This is a genomic window from Streptosporangium pseudovulgare (assembly GCF_014648055.1).
GTDB classification, from domain to species: domain Bacteria; phylum Actinomycetota; class Actinomycetes; order Streptosporangiales; family Streptosporangiaceae; genus Streptosporangium; species Streptosporangium pseudovulgare.
On sequence record NZ_BMQJ01000024.1, the window covers coordinates 1 to 16,410 of the forward strand.

Below are 16,410 nucleotides of genomic sequence, written 5' to 3' on the forward strand. Positions count from 1 at the left end.
ACCCGGAGCCTCCACCGAGATCGGCTTCCAGGCCACCCACACCGGCGACACCGCCAAGCCCACCGCGTTCACCCTCAACGGAGCCGCCTGCACCCTCTCCTGACCCGACGACCGACGACCCCCTGCGACGAGCCCCCACCTCCCAGGAGACATCAATGCACTTCAGCCGACATCGGCGCCGGCTCGCGGCCGTGATCGCCGTGGCGCTCGGCGCCCTCGGAATCGCGACGGCCGGCTCCTCCCACGCCGCCGCGGGCTGCCGGGTCACCTACACCGTGACCAACGAATGGTCCGGCGGCTTCGGAGCCAACGTGACGATCGACAACCTGGGCGATCCGGTCAACGGCTGGAAGCTGACCTGGTCGTTCCCCGCCGGGCAGACCGTCGCCCAGCTGTGGAACGGCACCCACACCCAGTCCGGCTCCCAGGTCACCGTGTCCAACGTGGACTACAACGCCGCCATCCCCACCGGCGGCAGCGCGGGCTTCGGGTTCAACGGAAGCTGGACCGGCTCCAACCCGGCGCCGGTGAGCTTCGCGCTGAACGGCACCGTCTGCGGCGGCACCGTCGACCCCTCGCCGAGCCCGAGCACCAGTCCCAGCACCGGTCCCTCGCCGAGCACCAGCCCGTCGACCGGTCCCACGGACGGGCCGTGGCCGCCGTCGTCGACGTTCTCCAACCCGGTGCTGTGGCAGGACCTGGCCGACATCGACGTCTTCCGGGTCGACGACACCTACTACTACTCGGCCTCCACGATGCACTACTCGCCCGGCGCGCCGATCCTGCGCTCCTACGACCTGGTCAACTGGGAGTACGCCGGCCACTCGGTGCCCAAGCTGGACTTCGGGTCGAAGTACGACCTGAACGGCGGGCGCGCGTACGTCAACGGGATCTGGGCGTCGTTCCTGAACTACCGGAAGAGCAACAGGACCTTCTACTGGGGCGGCTGCGTCGACTTCAGCAAGACCCACATCTACACCGCCACCTCCGCCGAGGGCCCGTGGAACCGGCACACTACGATCAACAAGTGCTACTACGACGCCGGGCTGCTGGTCGACGACAACGACACGATGTACGTCGCCTACGGCAACACCCAGATCAGCGTGGCCCAGCTGTCCGCCGACGGGAAGACCGAGGTCCGCAGCCAGCAGGTGTTCTCCACACCGTCCAGCGTGGGCACGCTGGAGGGGTCGCGGATGTACAAGCGCAACGGCGCCTACTACATCTTCCTGACCCGCCCGGCCAACGGCCAGTACGTGCTGAAGTCCACCAACGGCCCGTTCGGCCCGTACGAGATGCGCCAGGTGCTGCTCAACATGCCCGGCCCGGTCTCCGGCGGCGGCGTGCCGCACCAGGGCGGGCTGGTGCAGACCCAGAACGGCGCCTGGTACTACATGGCCTTCCAGGACGCCTACCCCGGCGGGCGGATCCCCGTACTGGCGCCGATCACCTGGACCTCCGACGGCTGGCCGACCGTGCAGACGGTCAACGGCGCCTGGGGCGGCTCCTACCCCTACCCGAACGTGCCGCGCCCGCCGCGGCAGGTGAAGCCCCCCACCGGGACCGACACCTTCGCCGGCACCCGGCTCGGCCCCGAGTGGGAGTGGAACCACAACCCCGACACCACCAGGTACAGCGTGAACAACGGGCTGCGGCTGCAGACCGCCACGGTGACCAATGACCTGTACTCGGCCCGCAACACCCTCACCCACCGCATCCTGGGCCCGTCCTCGACGGCGACGATCCAGCTGGACCACTCGGCGATGCGCGACGGTGACCGGGCCGGGCTGGCGATGCTCCGCGACTCCTCGGCCTGGATCGGCGTCAGACGCGACAACGGCCAGACCCGCCTGGTCGTGACCAACAACCTGACGATGAACGGCAGTTGGCAGACCACCTCCACCGGCACCGAGGTCGCCTCCACCGCGGTCTCCGGCGGGCGGATCTGGCTGCGGGTCAACGCCGACATCCGGCCCGGCAGCGGCCGGCAGGCGAAGTTCTCCTACAGCACCGACGGGGTGACCTTCACCTCCTTCGGGCCGGCCTTCACGATGGGCAACGCCTGGCAGTTCTTCATGGGCTACCGCTACGCCATCTTCAACTACGCCACCCAGTCCCTCGGCGGCGCGGTCACCGTCAACCGGTTCGACCTGACCACGCCCTGACACCGTCACCCCCGGCGGCCCCCGGAGGACGCGGCGCGCGTCCTCCGGGGGCCGCCGGGGGGCCGCCGGTTCCGGCCGGTCATCGTGGGGACGCGCCGAGGCGGAGGGCCCGGCCCGGACGGCCCCCGCCGCCACCGGTCCCGGGATCCCCGGTCTCCGCCCCGATCCCGGCGTCCGCCGCGTGGGCGGCGTCAGCCGGGCAGGTCACGGCCTCCCTCGTAGTCGAACCGGTCGAAGACCGCGCCGCCCTCGGTCACGTACATGCCGATCACGCGCCCGGTGAAGCCGGCCGCGACCTCCGTCGACAGGTACCGGCCGTCCAGCTCCGCCAGGAGCAGGCGCTCCTCCCCGAGGTGGACGGAGAAGGCGATGGTGTCCGGGCCGTGCGCGCCGGCGCCGGTCGGCCCATCGTCCGCCCCTCCCGTCCGGGTCACCGCCGGGGGCAGCACGCCGGCCGTACGGATGTCGACGGCGAGGGTCAGCGGTCCGGCCGGCACCGGGTGACCGGCGACGCGCTGCCGCACCGGGCCGATCCTGGCGATCACGGACGCCTGCCCGTCGTGGACCTCGACGTCGTAGTGGTGGGCCTCGTCGAGCCGCACCGACAGGCCCGCGCGGCCCGATCCCGGGTCGAGGCGTACGGCGGCGCGGCAGTCGTGGTGCTGCTGGCGCCGCCCCACGAAGGTGTGACCCGGACGGTCCAGGGTCGGTCCGGGCGACCCGCGTGCCGGAGACGGCGCACCAGCAGTCGCCGTCGTCGTCCCAGGCGAGGTCGGGGTCGATGCCCGGCACGTCGATCCAGACGGGGTCCGACCAGGGGCCCTCGGCGCGCTCGGCGGTGACGAGGAACGTGCCCCGGCCGCTCACGTTCGTCGTGATCATGTAGAACAGGCCGTCGTGGTGGCGGATGGTGGGCGCGTAGATCCCGCCGGAGGCCGGCACGTCCGGGGGCAGGTCGAGCTGGGAGGGCCGGTCGAGCACGTTGCCGATCTGGCGCCAGTGCACCAGGTCCCGGCTGTGGAAGATCGGGACGCCCGGGAAGTACTCGAAGCTGGAGCAGACCAGGTAGTAATCCTCACCGACCCGGCACACGCTGGGATCCGGGTGGAACCCGCCGATGACCGGATTGCCATACGTCCGCACAGGTCAGCGGGTCCCTTCCGCGAGGTGGACGAGCGTGGTCAGGCGCCGGTCCGCGCCGAGGACGACGGTCTCGCCGGTCAGCCGGACCTCGGCCCGCAGCGGGCGGTCGGCGGCCGACGGCCCGGCGGTCAGCTCGATCACGCCCGGCTCGACGATGCGGCGCAGGTCGGGGCCGGTGTAGGAGAAGGCGTCCGCCGGCACCTCGAAGACCACCTCGGCCGTCCGGCCGGGTTCGAGCGCGACGCGTGCGAAGCCGACGAGCTGCGCGACCGGCCGGGTCACCTGCGCGACCGGGTCGGAGGCGTACAGCTGCACCACCTCCTCGACGTGCCGGTCGCCGGTGTTGCCGACCGTCACCCGGGCCTGGACGACCCCGTCCGTCGGGCACGCGGGCGCGGAGACGGTGAGCGCGCCGTACCGGACGGTGGTGTACGACAGGCCGTGCCCGAAGGGGAACGCCGGCGTCGGGTCGAGCGCGGACACGCCGTCCGTCCGCAGGCCCAGCGGCGCCTGCAGGTAGGTCGAGGGGTTGACGGAGGGCGAGGCCGGCACCTGCACGGGCAGGCGGCCGGAGGGGTTCACCCGGCCGCTGAGCACGCCGGCGACGGCGGAACCCCCCTCCACCCCGGGGAAGAACGCCTGGACGGCGGCGGCGACCTTGTCCTGGTAGGCGCCCAGCGCGTACGGCCGCCCGGACACGACGACCAGGACGACCGGCGTCCCGGTGGCCAGGACGGCCTCGGCGAGTTCCGGCTGGACGCCGGGCAGGCGCAGGTCGGCGGCGTCGCAGCCCTCGCCGGAGGTGCCGTTGCCGAACAGCCCGGCCCGGTCTCCGGCGAACAGCAGCACGAGGTCGGATCCGGCGGCCAGGGCGGCGGCCCCGGCGATCCCGGAGGTGTCGTCGCCGGACACCTCCGCGCCGCGCGCGTACCCCAGGTCCGCGCCGGGGAACTCCGATGCGAGGCTCTCCCGGATGGTCGCGACGGGCAGGCCCATCCCGTGGCCGGGGAAGCGGTCGAGCACGTGGTTGGGGAAGGCGTAGCAGCCGAGCAGGGTCCGCGGGTCGTCGGCGCACGGGCCGATGACGGCGATCCGCGCGGTCGTCCCGGCGTCGAGGGGCAGGATCCCGGCGGGGTTGCTCAGCAGCACGACGGACCGCTCGGCCACCGCGCGGGCCAGGCCGCGGTTGCGGGGGCTGTCCAGGTCGGCGGCGTCGGCGTCCTCCGGGACGAGGGGCGCGTCGTCCAGCAGGCCCAGCTCGATCTTCTGCCGCAGCACCCGGCGCACCGCCTCGTCGACCAGCCGCTCCTCCACGCGGCCGGTCCGCACCTGTTCCACCAGGCGGGCGCCGTAGCAGACCGTGTCGGGCAGCTCCACGTCGATGCCCGCGCGCAGCGCGGTCGCGCCGGCGTGCGCCTCGTCCTCGGCGACGCGGTGCGTCGTGGCGAGGAACGGCACCGCCCAGTAGTCGGCCACCACCGTGCCGTCGAACCCCCACCGGTCGCGCAGCACCCGCCGCAGCAGGTCCGGGTTCGCGCCGGCCGGCACGCCGTCGACGTCGGTGTAGGAGTTCATCACCGACCGGGCGCCGCCCTCGCGGATCGCCGTCTCGAACGGCGGGAGGATCACGTCGGCCATCTCCCGGGGGCCGATGCTGACCGGGGCGTGGTTGCGGCCCGCCCGGGAGGCGGCGTACCCGGCGAAGTGCTTGAGCGTCGCGATGATCCCGGCGCCCTCCAGGCCGCGCACGTACGCCGCACCGAGCTGTCCGACGAGGTAGGGGTCCTCGCCGAGCGTCTCCTCCACCCGGCCCCACCGGTGGTCGCGCACGACGTCGAGGACCGGTGACAGGCCCTGGTGGACGCCGACCGAGCGCAAGTCGTCCCCGATCGCCCGGGCCATCCGCTCGACCAGGGCGGGGTCGAAGGCGGCGGCCCAGGCCAGCGGCGTGGGGTAGGCGGTCGCGCCGTACGTCGCGAACCCCGTCAGGCATTCCTCGTGCGCGATCGCGGGGATGCCGAACCGGTTGGCGGCGACCACCCGCTCCTGCAGCCTCCGCAGCGCGGCCGCGCCCTCGGCCGGGCTGACGGGGCCCGTGCCGAAGACGCGGGTGAGGTGCCCGACGCCGTCGCGGATCCGCTCGTCCAGGTCGGCGTCGTCCCGGGTGAACAGGTCCTGCAGCGGGGCGACGTTCCCGGCCGCCGTCTCCCGACCGGTGGCCGGGACGTCCGGCCGGACGGCTCCCTCGGCCGCCGCCTCGGAGGCGGCTGCCGGGGGGTTCAGCCAGACGGACCCGAGCTGGGCGACCTTCTCCTCCAGCGTCATCTCGGCCAGCAGGGCCTCCGCGCGCTCGCCGGCGGGGCGCCCGGCGTCCCGCCAGGGCTCGGTGCTCAGCGCGTCCACGGATCTCATATCGTCCTTTCCCTTTGGTTCCGCCGCGGGTCGCCCGGTGCTTGCCGTGGATCCGGTCTGTCGCGGGTCACCTGGTGCTCGTCGCGGATCGCCGGCCCGGCCCTTGCAGGTGCCGCCCATGGTCCCGGTCACCACGCGCCGTCCGGCGAGGACGAACGGCACGAGCGGCGGGAGGACGGCGTGAAAGGAGCCCTGCTGCGAGCCCGGCCGTACGGCGCCGGGGGCGCGAGGGGCGTTCCATGCATGCTCCTGGGGATCGGCGTCGGGGCGGCGAAAGGGGTCGCCCATCGCCGGGGGTCGCGGCCCTCACCGGGATGCGCTCGGGGCCGCGGCGTCGGCAGGGCCGGGCCGATAGATGATCTTCGGTGAATTTCCAGAGCCCTGCGGATCGTCAACTCGAAACCATAGGTGCGAGTCCCGGAGCGGTCAATAAACTTTCGTAACATCACTGAAAGTTTCAAAGAATCCCGGTGCGATCCCGGCGTCGGACCGCGGCCATGACCGCGCCGGCAGAGCCGGCCCACCCGTCCGGAACACCGCGGCCGCTCACCATCTGCCGCGACACCGCCGAGCCGGTCGGCGCCGCCGTCCTCACGCGGCGGGGAACGGCGGCACGATGACCGTTCGCCTCCTTCCGTACCGCTGAGACGACCGGTCGGTGACCCGCGGCGAACTTTTCCGGCCGGGCGGCAGTCCAATACGGCATGAACAACGGTCACAGAGGAATCCGCAAGCACAAGGTGGTCCGGCTGGGACGCTCGGCCATCGCGGCGGCGCTCGCCGCGGGAATCGCATTGACCGGCGTCACGGCGGCGAGCGCGGCCACGACGTCCGCCGACACGGCCGCCGGCGCCACCGCCGGTGCGAGCGGCAGGTTCGGCCCGTACGGCTACGGAGGGGTGCGGCTCGGGATGACTCCCAAGCAGGCCGAGGCGACCCGCAAGATCGTAAGAAAGCGCGGCGCGAGTCAGTGCTCGGGGTGGGATCTCAAGGCGCACCCGACCGGCCGCGACAGCGTGGGCCTCTACATCTCCAAGAAACTGGGGGTCGCCCTCATCGCAGCGCCCAAGGGCGCCAAGACGCCCGAGGGCATCACGATCGGCTCCACCATGAAGCAGGTCAAGAAGGCCTACCCCCGGCTCGACACCACGGGCAACTACCCCGTCGCCGCCGTTCCCGGCAACCCGAAGGCCCTCTACTACTTCCTGTCGGACCGAGGCAAGGTCTACGAGTTGACTCTGGCCCTGAAGAACCAGGACTGCACCAACTAGGACCGGCCGGTCTCGCGGAACTCCTCGCACGACCGGCAGGCTCTGCCAGGGGTTCCGCGAACGGCGACCCGCGCGAACACGGCCGTCCGGCGCGGGCTCGCCGGTCCCGCGGAACCGGCCGCCCACGGGAACACGAACGGTCGCCGACATCGCGCACAGCCACTTCGCGGCCGGCCGCTCCGACCCGGGCGGAGGACCCGCCGGAGGGCCAGGTGGAGGACATCGGCCACGCTGTCGGCCGGTGCGGCCCGGAACGTCGCCCGCCAGTCGGCGACGTCGTCCCCGAGGAACGTGGAGCGTTCGACGAAGGTCAGGTGGTTGAGCAGGCCGAGCAGGCTCGTGCTCGGCGAGCGCGACCTGACGTTGCCGCCCGGTGAGGCGGCCGAGTTCGACACGTCCTTGCCGCACTGGCTGGGCAGCGCCGACGGCGGCGTGGTCGAGCTTCTCATCCTGTTCGGCCTGCAAGGGGTGCGTTCGCACGTACGCGCCGGCCCTCGTCGGTCACCTCAGGCCGGGAACCGGCGGTGAGCTCGGCCGGAGACTCCGCGTCCGCGTCCGCGGCGGGCCTCGCCGCGCGGAGGCCGCGGCCCGCCGGTCCACGGCCTCGTCCGGGATCGACGAAGGCCGGGTCAGCGGGTGACACAACAGAAAAGCCACAATTCCCAATTTTGGGAACTGTGGCCCTGAACTGCCCTAATACCGTCGGGACGACAGGATTTGAACCTGCGACCCCTTGACCCCCAGTCAAGTGCGCTACCAAGCTGCGCTACGTCCCGGTATGTCCGGCGCCCTCTCGGGCGGGACGTCATAACCTTAGCGCAGATCTGACGGACATGCGCACACGACGGTGCCCGCCGTACGCGGGCGGACGGATGAGAAGTGAGGGACGGGTGGGACGCAAGGCGGTGATCGACCAGCGGGAGCTGCGGAGGCTGGTCGCGGAGGGGCTGTCCAACGCGGAGCTGGCCTCCCGGTTCGGGGTGAGCGAGTCCGGGATCCTGCAGGCCAAGCGGGCGGCGGGGCTGTCCAAGCCGATGCTCGACCACTCCCGCGCGATCCCGTGGAAGCTCGACCGCGCCCACAGTCAGTCCGGCCCGGCGACGAACCTGCGGAACCTGTCGTCGGCGGCGCAGGGGCGGGCGATCCCGGCGGAGAAGCTCAACACCGCGCTGCGCTGGGCGGACCGGCTGGTGTCCGGCGGCCTGGACATCGCCTACGAGCCGGGGCGGGGATTCGCGGAGGTGCCCGCCGTTCCGGGGCGGTCGCTCGTCGAGGGCCTGCTGGCCGAGGTCCGCGCGGCGCTGGAGAAGCCGGAGAACCGGTAACGGCGACGCGCGGCACCGGATAGGCCGGAAGACCGATGGCGGCGACGCGCGGCACCCGGGGAGGCCGGAGGACCGATGGCGGCGAACCGGGGCAAAAGCCGCAGGGGACCGGCGGAATCCTCGTGCCGGACAAAGCTTCCCGGAACATCGCACAAAGCTGTCATCGACGGTGAGTCACGGACATCTCCGAGCGGTTTCGAGGTCTGCCCCGGGGGCAGCGCACGAGAACAACCGCTATACAACCGGAGGCAGGTATGTCCACCGTGATCTGGGTGGTCGTCATCGCGGTCGCGGTGGTGGCGATCATCGCAGTCGGCTACTTCATGACGGGGCAGCAGCGCAGGCGGCGACTCCGCGACCGGTTCGGCCCGGAGTACGATCGCGCCGTTCGCGAGCGTGAAAGCCGCCAGGAGGCCGAGCAGGAGCTCCTCGCCCGCGAGCAGCGCTTCAGCTCCCTCGACATCCGGCCGCTCGACCCGGGCACGCGGGACGCCTACGCCAGGAAGTGGACGGAGGTCCAGGAGCGGTTCGTGGACGCCCCCGGGTTCGCGGTCACCGAGGCCGACCACCTGGTGACGTCCGTGATGGCGGAGCGGGGCTACCCGACCGACGACTTCCAGCAGCGGCTCTCGGACCTGTCGGTCGAGCACGGCCGCACCCTCGACCATTACCGGCAGGCCCACGAGATCAGCAACCGCGCGGCCCGTACCGAGGCGTCCACCGAGGAGCTGCGCCAGGCGATGGTGCACTACCGCGTCCTGTTCGAGGAGCTCCTCTCGACCGGGGGCCCCGACGGCGACCGTCCCGCACCGCACGCCGGAACGGACCGGGCGGAAACCGCCCATGACGGTCATTCCAGACCGGACCGGGCGGACGCCGCCGCCGAAGACCGGATCGACCGCCACGAGACCCGGGGACGGTGACCGCGATGAACGAGAAGCTCGAACGGATCAAGGACCGGCTGGTCCACGGGACCGGCGAGACCCGGGAGGAGACGGTCCGGGAGGAGACCGCGTGGCAGGAAACGGCCCGGCCCGCCGACGGCGCGCCCGCCGGGCCGCCGGAGCAGGAGGGAGCCTCCCCGGCCGGCGTGCTCCCGGGTGACCGGCTCGTCGCCGGCCGCCGTGACGACCCGGCCCGCGACGGCCTGGCCGACGACGACACCGCCCCGACCGCGGTGATCACCGACCGGCCCGGTGACGCGCCCGGCGGCTCCGGTGCGCCCTCCCCGGTGACCGCGGCGTACGGCGTGCCCGGTGCGCACGGTGCGCACGGTGCGCTTGATGCACACGGTGCGCCTCTTCCCGGGCGCGGTGTCCCCTCCCCCGCTCCCGGTGGCCCCTCCCCCGCGCGTGACGACGGCCACTCCCCCACCGGCGGCGGCCCGCTGTTCGAGCACGACGCCGACGGGATCCGGCGGCGCTGGCAGGAGGTCCAGGTCGGTTTCGTCGACGACCCGCGCGACTCGGTCACCCGCGCCGACGCCCTCCTGGAGGAGCTGGTCGGCTCGCTGCGGACCGCCCTGGAGCGCAGGACGGCCTCGCTCAGGCAGCGGTGGGACGGCGACGAGCACGACACCGAGCGGCTCCGCACCGCGCTGCGCGACTACCGGGCGACGCTGGAGCAGCTGCTGAACCTGTCTTCCGGGACGAGGTGACCATGTTCGCGATCGCCGCGGCAATCGTGTTCGTCCTCGGCCTGCTGCTCGGCCTGGCCGACGGCCGGATCGCCGGGGTCGGCGGCCCGGCCTTCCTGGTGCTGGCGCTGCTCCTCCTCGCGCTGCACCAGGCGGGGGTGGGAACGCCGGGGGCATGGAGCCAGGCCTGGCGCCGCCGGCACTGAGCGGGCCCCACGGGGTCCCGCGCAGCCGGGCAGGGCCAGGCGGGGCCGTACGGGGCCGAACGGAGAGGGGGCGCCGCCGGAGCGGACGGAGCCTCAGCGCGGGCCCGACCGGGCGGCGCGCTCGAACTCCTCGCGGGGGCGGCTCAGCGCGCCGAGCGAGACGACCTCCCTGCGGAACGGGAACGAGAGGGTCCAGTCGGTGAGGACGCGGACCTTCTTGTCGAAGGTCGGCACCCGGGCGAGGTGGTAGGCGCGGTGCATCACCCAGGCGGGCAGCCCGTGCAGCTTACGGCCGTAGATCTGCGCGACCCCCTTGCCGAATCCCAGACCGGCCACCGAGCCGACGTAGGCGTGCCGGTAGACCTTCAGCGGCCCGCCCCTGAGCTCGGCCACCACGTTGTCGGCCAGCGTGCGCGCCTGCCGTACGGCGTTCTGGGCGTTGGGCGCGCACATCTCCCCCGGCTTGGTGAGGTCGGGTACGGCGGCGCAGTCCCCGGCGGTGAAGACGCCGCCGTGGTCCTCGACGACGAGCTCGGCGGTCGCCCTGATCCTGCCCCGCTCGTCGAGCGGCAGGCCGCTGGACTGGTTGAGGGGGTTCGGCTTGACCCCGGCGGTCCACACCAGGGTGTCGGAGTCGAGCTCGGTGCCGTCGCTGAGCACGATGTGGCCGCCCTCTGCGGACTTCATCAGGGTCTCCATCCGCGCGTCGATGCCGCGGGCGCGGAGCTCCTGGAGCGTCCAGAGTCCCATCTCGGGGCCCACCTCGGGCAGGATGCGGCCGGTGGCCTCCACCAGGACCCAGTGCATGTCGCCGCGCTGGATCGTCCGGTAGTAGCGGCAGGCGTACCGGGCCATGTCCTCCAGCTCGGCGAGCGCCTCGACGCCGGCGTACCCCCCGCCGACGAAGACGAAGGTCAGGGCCCTGCCGCGGATCTCGGGGTCGCTCGTCGACTCGGCCAGGTCGAGCTGGCCGAGGACGTGGTTGCGCAGGTGGATGGCCTCTTCCAGGCTCTTGAAGCCGATCCCGCACTCGGCGAGGCCGGGGATGGGCAGCAGCCGCGAGATCGACCCCGGCGCGTAGACGAGGATGTCGTACTCCATGACGCGGACCGGCCCGAGCTGCGGGCGGAGGTCGACGGTACGGCTCACGGGATCGACGCCGGTCACCATGCCGTTGACGATCGCGCACCTGTCCAGGGCCCGCCGCAGGGAGACGACGACGTGGCGCGGCTCGATGTTGCCGGCCGCCGCCTCCGGCAGGAAGGGCTGGTAGGTCATGTAGGAGTCGATGTCCAGGACCGCGATGCGGGCCTCGCCACGACGAAGCTTGCGCTGCAGACGCAGGGCGGTGTTCAGGCCGACATATCCGCCGCCGACGATCAGAATGCGGGGAGCTTCAGTCATAAATCGGCTTGTACCCGGAAAAACCTCTCAAATCGGGAAGGTCATGGTAATGAACGTTCCCGCCATTCCCGTGCTGAACTTCATGTCCAGGCTGACCATTCGGGCCACCCACAGCCCCATGCCGCTGGTGGCGTGCGGGCCGGGGGGCGTCTGGCCGGGGGGCTCGGTGGGGAACCACCGGCCCTCGTCGTGAATCTCCACGACGAGGGCGCGGCCGGTGGTCCACATTCTCAGCACGGCCTTGGCCGTGGTGTGGCCATGGGTCACGGCGTTGGTGGCGACCTCGTTCACCGCCACCAGGAAGTCGGGAAGGTTCTCCTCGCGCATCCCGCCGCGCAGCGCGTGGGCGGCGGCGAAGTCGCGCACGTCGGGCAGGTCGGGCAGGCAGAAGGCGAGCTCGGCCACGGGGACTCCGTCGGGGCGCGGCCGGGAACGGTCGTCACCCGCCATGAAGCGAGCCGGACGAGCACCGTCCTCGTTCACGCGAGATCCGCCTCCCCTGTCCCAGCGCGCGATCGTCCTCAGCATCCGGGGATCATCCAGAAGCACCCTATGCCACACCACGCCGTCGCCGACTTGGGTGCCCGATGCGGGTCGGTGTATTCAGCATTCCGCCACCAGTTCGGCGCGGAGCTGGTCGAGCACCTTCCGCAGGATACGGGAAACGTGCATCTGGGAGATACCGAACTCCGCCGCGATCTCAGCCTGGGTCATGTTACCGAAGAAGCGCAGGAGCAGGATGTTCTTCTCCCGGGCCGGCAACTTGTCGATCAGCGGCTTGACGGCCTCGCGGTCCACGAGCGCGCCCATGGCGTCGTCCTCGTCGGGGATGACGTCGCCCAGCGCGGCCGCGTCGTCGTCCGAGCCGAGGGGGGCGTCGAGCGACAGGGCGCTGTAGGCGGCGGAGGCGTCCAGGGTCAGCAGGACGTCCTCCTCGGAGATCTTCATCTTGGCGGCCAGCTCGGCGACCGTCGGGGCGCGGCCGAGGTCCTGGCTGAGGTCGGCGACGAGCCGGTTCAGCTCGGCCCGGCGCTCCTGGTAGACGCGGGGGACGCGGATCGCCCAGGTGCGGTCGCGGAAGTGGCGCTTGACCTCACCGGTCATGGTGACCACGGCGTACCCGCGGAAGGGGTGGCCGAGGGTGGCGTCGAAGCCGTTGATGGCCTTCATCAGCCCGACGTAGGCGGCCTGGAGGAGGTCCTCCAGCGGCTCGCCGCGGTAGCGGTAGCGGCGGGCGATCTCCATGGCGAGCGGCCGGTGCATCTCGACGAGGCGCTCGCGCAGGCGCTCGGCGCGGTACTCGGAGATCTCGGGGGAAGCCATCTCGGCGAGGAGATCCTCGGCCGTCATGTCGGTGATTTCGAGGGCCTGAACAGACATCGCTGCTCCTTGGTATAACTGCCGGGCGAAGCCATCGGCGCGGAGCAGTATCCGGGCAGACGGCATCGCCTCGACCTGTCTTCGAGGCGAGGCCCTCTGCTGGACCTCGGTTCTAGTATTACCCCGATTCCGGGAGTATTGCTCGCTCGCAGGTAACAGTAAGGTTGCTAATCGAATGTCGAGGAGGACCTGAGTGACGGTGTCGGAGAACGGCGAGAGAGCGTCAGCCCTGACTCTGACGTCGGCGCTGGCCGACGGGGTCAACGTGATCCGGGTGACGGGCCTGCTGGACGCGACGACCAGGGACCAGTTCGCCGACTACCTGTCGGCCGAGTTCGACGAGCACGGCCCTGACATGGCACTGGATCTGGCGGGGGTGACCTTCATGGACTCCCGGGCGCTGGGCCTGATCGTCCACCACTGGCAGCTCAGCACCGGCGCGGGCGGGAAGTTCGCGCTCATCGGGGTGGAGTACGCCAAGACCAAGGTGATGTGGATCACCGGCCTGGCCCAGCGGCTGCCGCTCTACGACACGATCGACGACGCGCTCGCCGCCTTCGGCTGAGGCCGGGCGCGGGGCGGAGGCGCCCATGTCCGTGGACGCGGCTCCGGGACACCCGGAGGGTCCCGGCACGCCCGCGGCCGTACGGCGGGCCGCCGGCGGGTCCTCACACGCCCCGGGCCGGTTCCCGTGCCGTCAGCCGGTCTCCTCGCGCCGGTTGCGCTGGTTGCGCTGGTGCTCGTCGACCAGCAGCCGGGCCAGGTCCACCACCTTCACCTGGTGGTGCTGGGAGATGCGGCGCAGCTCGTCGAAGGCCGCCTCGGCCGAGCACCCGCTGGACTTCATGATGATGCCCTTGGCCTGGTCGATGATCGCCCGGCCGGCCAGCGCCTCCTGCATCTGGGCGGCGTCGGTGCGGACCTCGTCGTAGTCCCACATGTTGGCCAGGGCCACATTCACCTGCTCGGCGAGCATGTCGGCCAGCGGCGGGACGCTGCGGGCCGCGAACACGCCGGGCCGCACGCCGTACAGGCCGAGGACGAGGACGGCGCGCTCGATGGTGATCGGCAGGGCCAGGACCGAGCGGACCCCGAAGCGGACCGCCATGCCGGTGTAGGCGGGCCACCGGGAGTCACGCAGGACGTCCTGGACGATCACGTGGCGGCCGGTCGCGCGGGCCTCGGCGGAGGGACCCTCCCCCAGGTCGTCCTCGCTGTCGACGAGCACGACCAGCTCGCTGTGCGAGGCCGACACCACGAGGCGTTCCTGGCGCCACAGCTCGGCGGAGCCGCCCGCGCAGCCGGGCACCCCGCCCGCCAGGGTCGCGGTCAGGCCGCGCAGCACGCTCTCGCTCGACGTCTCCTCGCTCACCCGCCCCAGGGCCGCGAGGTCTCGGGCGAGAACAGGTGTGACCATGTCCATGGGGCGATTTCCCTTCCCGATGTCGCTAACTTAACCACTATCCGACCGCGCATCGATTCGGCCCACCGGGTGGCGTACCGTCTACGACGAAACCCGCCTCACGGCCACTGACGAGGACGAGCATTGACCGACGCCATTGGCCTTCAGGCCCTGGAGCACGCGCTGAACGCGCTCACGACCAGGGTCTCCTCCCTGCGTGAGGCCAGGTCCGCCTACCCCGCCGACCCCCGGTCCACACTCGATGCGGCGCTCGCCGAGCTCGACACCGCCGGAGAGCTGCTGGAGGCGTCCCTGCGCGAGCTGCGCAGGGCGCCCCGCCGCTCCGGGGAGCGGGAGAGCGGCTCGCAGCGCGAGCTGAAGCTGCTGCGGCAGGTGTTCCGCACCTTCCCGGTCCCCGTGGTGGTGCTGGACGGCTCCGGAGTGGTCCGGCGGATCAGCGCGGAGACCTCCCGGATGCTGGGCAGCCCCGCGGGGTACCTGATCGGCCGCTCCTTCCCGCTGTTCGTGGACGTCTCGCGGCGGGCGGCGTTCCGCTCGCATCTGACGGCGGTGCAGCGCGGCGGCGAGACCGCGACGTTCCAGACCCGGCTGAGCCACCAGGGCCGGGCGCACACGGTGCAGCTCGCGGTGATCCGGCTGACGATGCCGGGTGAGCCGCAGGCGATGACCGCGGTCGTGATCCTGCCGCTGGAGACGCAGGTCTCCACCGCGCCCGCCGGGCCGGTGGCCCGGTCGGACGCCTCGCTGATGCTGGCCTCCGCCCGCCGCCAGGAGCTGCTGGCCAGGATGACCCGTCTGCTGCTCGACGAGGAGAGCCTGCGCCAGCCGGTGACCGTCACCCGGGCCGCCCGGCTGCTGGCGGCCGAGACCGCCGACTGGGTGATCGCCGACGTGGTCCGGGACGGCATGCCCCGGCGGGCCACCGTGCTCGGCCCGAGCGACAAGCCGGTGACCGATCTGGTCCGCGTGGTCGAGGGGCTGAACCCGCTGACCGCGCCGGCCGTCGCCCACGTGCTCACCGGCGGGTCGGGCGTGGTCCACGAGATGCTGGAGGACGACACGCTGCTCGGGTCGGTCCCGGGCGGCCCGCCGCTGCTGCGGGTCATGGGCGCCGCGTCGGTGCTGATCGTGCCGATCCAGGGCGAGGCGGGCGCGCTGGGCGCGCTGACCCTGGTACGGCTGCGCGACCGCGAGCCGTTCACGCTGGCCGACCTCGGCCTGATGGAGGAGATCGGCGCCCACCTCGGGCTGGCGCTGCGCGCCCGCCGCAACTTCCAGACGCGGTTCCAGGCCGCCGAGGCGCTGCGCACCAGCGTGGTCCCCCGTGCCCTGCCGGACATCCCGGGCTTCGAGGCCGCGGCGGTCTACCACGCGGGCTCCTCCTCGGTCGGCGCCGAGTTCTACGACGCCTTCCCGGTGCGCGACGGGTGGGGTTTCGCCCTGGGCGGCGCGGTGGGCAAGAGCGAGGAGGCCGCGGCGGTCACCGCCATGGTCCGCAACGGCCTGCGCGTGCTGAGCGTCTGGGAGTCCGAGCCGGCCGAGGCCCTGCGCAAGATGAACCAGGCGCTGACCGCGCAGAACAGCGGCATGTTCGTGATGGCGGCGGCCGGGTTCGTCCGGGGCCGCAAGATCAGGCTGGCCAGTGCCGGGCACCACCCGGCCGCGCTGCTGCAGCCCGACGGCGGGGTGCGCTTCACCGCCGGCGGCGGGGTGCCGCTCGGCATCGACCCCGAGGCGGAGATGTTCGGCGAGGAGATCACCCTCACCAGGGGGCAGACCCTGGTGTTCTACTCCGACGGGCTGGTGGCCTCCCAGAACGAGCAGGGCGAGCCGTACGGCGAGGACCGTCTGGCCGACGTGCTGGCCCGGTCGGTGGCGCAGGCGCCGGCCACGGTGGTCAAGGCGATCGAGGACGACCGGAACGCCTTCTCCGGCGGGCGGGTGTGGGACGAGGTCGTCATCCTGGCCCTGCGCGCGGTGTGATCCCTGCTGGACGCCCGGCCCGACGCCCGGCGGCGGAGCCCTGGTCCCGCGCACGGTGTGAT

General features: G+C 72.4%; 15 protein-coding genes, 1 tRNA gene and 2 pseudogenes. 10 read left to right on the forward strand and 8 right to left on the reverse strand.

Annotated features, from left to right (window positions below; all coding sequences use genetic code 11):
* On the forward strand, positions 1-103 hold a 103-nt coding region (locus tag IEZ10_RS33225), incomplete at its 5' end, for a cellulose binding domain-containing protein (RefSeq protein WP_189248764.1).
* Positions 104-155: 52 nt separating this feature from the next.
* The gene (locus IEZ10_RS33230) at positions 156-2,165 is read left to right on the forward strand and encodes a family 43 glycosylhydrolase (protein WP_189250484.1); all 2,010 of its coding nucleotides are present in this window, start codon (positions 156-158) and stop codon (positions 2,163-2,165) included.
* Between the two features lie 191 nt (positions 2,166-2,356).
* On the opposite strand, the gene IEZ10_RS39450 is transcribed toward IEZ10_RS33230, so the two are convergent.
* The 3 genes and pseudogenes from IEZ10_RS39450 to IEZ10_RS33240 form a co-directional block, all read right to left on the reverse strand.
* A complete protein-coding gene (locus IEZ10_RS39450; protein WP_229811894.1) occupies positions 2,357-2,845 on the reverse strand; it encodes a beta-xylosidase family glycoside hydrolase in 489 nt (162 codons plus the stop codon).
* A gap of 100 nt (positions 2,846-2,945) precedes the next feature.
* Positions 2,946-3,308 (reverse strand): annotated as a pseudogene (locus tag IEZ10_RS39455) (family 43 glycosylhydrolase); the annotation flags it as partial.
* Positions 3,309-3,311: 3 nt separating this feature from the next.
* Positions 3,312-5,720: a glycoside hydrolase family 3 N-terminal domain-containing protein gene (locus IEZ10_RS33240; RefSeq protein ID WP_189250485.1), complete on the reverse strand. Its 2,409-nt coding sequence runs from the start codon at positions 5,718-5,720 to the stop codon at positions 3,312-3,314.
* Between the two features lie 704 nt (positions 5,721-6,424).
* Here IEZ10_RS33240 and IEZ10_RS33245 point away from each other — a divergent pair.
* Together IEZ10_RS33245 and IEZ10_RS33250 are read left to right on the forward strand one after the other, a co-directional pair.
* Positions 6,425-6,991: a hypothetical protein gene (locus IEZ10_RS33245; protein ID WP_189250486.1), complete on the forward strand. Its 567-nt coding sequence runs from the start codon at positions 6,425-6,427 to the stop codon at positions 6,989-6,991.
* 333 nt (positions 6,992-7,324) lie between these two features.
* Positions 7,325-7,519, forward strand: a pseudogene (locus IEZ10_RS33250) (cupin domain-containing protein); the annotation flags it as partial.
* 174 nt (positions 7,520-7,693) lie between these two features.
* Here the strand turns inward: IEZ10_RS33250 and IEZ10_RS33255 are convergent.
* Positions 7,694-7,767, reverse strand: a tRNA-Pro gene (locus tag IEZ10_RS33255).
* 114 nt (positions 7,768-7,881) lie between these two features.
* Here IEZ10_RS33255 and IEZ10_RS33260 point away from each other — a divergent pair.
* From IEZ10_RS33260 to IEZ10_RS33275, 4 genes are all read left to right on the forward strand, one after another.
* A complete protein-coding gene (locus IEZ10_RS33260) occupies positions 7,882-8,316 on the forward strand; it encodes a helix-turn-helix domain-containing protein (protein ID WP_189250487.1) in 435 nt (144 codons plus the stop codon).
* A 254-nt stretch (positions 8,317-8,570) separates the two neighbouring features.
* A complete protein-coding gene (locus IEZ10_RS33265) occupies positions 8,571-9,239 on the forward strand; it encodes a hypothetical protein (protein WP_229811895.1) in 669 nt (222 codons plus the stop codon).
* 5 nt (positions 9,240-9,244) lie between these two features.
* Complete coding sequence (locus IEZ10_RS33270; protein WP_189250488.1) at positions 9,245-9,973, forward strand: hypothetical protein; 729 nt, start codon at positions 9,245-9,247, stop codon at positions 9,971-9,973.
* 2 nt (positions 9,974-9,975) lie between these two features.
* Positions 9,976-10,158, forward strand: coding sequence for a hypothetical protein (locus tag IEZ10_RS33275; protein WP_189250489.1), 183 nt, complete (start codon positions 9,976-9,978; stop codon positions 10,156-10,158).
* A 93-nt stretch (positions 10,159-10,251) separates the two neighbouring features.
* Here IEZ10_RS33275 and IEZ10_RS33280 read toward each other — a convergent pair whose 3' ends face one another.
* The 3 genes from IEZ10_RS33280 to IEZ10_RS33290 form a co-directional block, all read right to left on the reverse strand.
* Positions 10,252-11,562 (reverse strand): NAD(P)/FAD-dependent oxidoreductase, encoded by a 1,311-nt coding sequence (locus tag IEZ10_RS33280; protein WP_189250490.1) that lies wholly within the window; start codon positions 11,560-11,562, stop codon positions 10,252-10,254.
* A 27-nt stretch (positions 11,563-11,589) separates the two neighbouring features.
* Positions 11,590-11,967, reverse strand: a complete 378-nt coding sequence (locus tag IEZ10_RS33285) for an ATP-binding protein (RefSeq protein ID WP_229811896.1) — start codon at positions 11,965-11,967, stop codon at positions 11,590-11,592.
* Positions 11,968-12,165: 198 nt separating this feature from the next.
* Complete coding sequence (locus IEZ10_RS33290) at positions 12,166-12,942, reverse strand: SigB/SigF/SigG family RNA polymerase sigma factor (RefSeq protein ID WP_189250491.1); 777 nt, start codon at positions 12,940-12,942, stop codon at positions 12,166-12,168.
* Between the two features lie 193 nt (positions 12,943-13,135).
* Between IEZ10_RS33290 and IEZ10_RS33295 the strand changes: the two genes are divergently transcribed.
* Entirely contained in the window at positions 13,136-13,507 is a 372-nt protein-coding gene (locus IEZ10_RS33295) for an STAS domain-containing protein (RefSeq protein ID WP_179818235.1), read from the forward strand.
* A gap of 132 nt (positions 13,508-13,639) precedes the next feature.
* Here the strand turns inward: IEZ10_RS33295 and IEZ10_RS33300 are convergent, their stop codons facing one another.
* Positions 13,640-14,365: an ANTAR domain-containing response regulator gene (locus IEZ10_RS33300; RefSeq protein WP_189250492.1), complete on the reverse strand. Its 726-nt coding sequence runs from the start codon at positions 14,363-14,365 to the stop codon at positions 13,640-13,642.
* A 123-nt stretch (positions 14,366-14,488) separates the two neighbouring features.
* On the opposite strand from IEZ10_RS33300, the gene IEZ10_RS33305 reads away from it, so the two are divergent.
* Positions 14,489-16,348 (forward strand): SpoIIE family protein phosphatase, encoded by a 1,860-nt coding sequence (locus tag IEZ10_RS33305; RefSeq protein ID WP_189250493.1) that lies wholly within the window; start codon positions 14,489-14,491, stop codon positions 16,346-16,348.
* Positions 16,349-16,410: the final 62 nt, after the last annotated feature.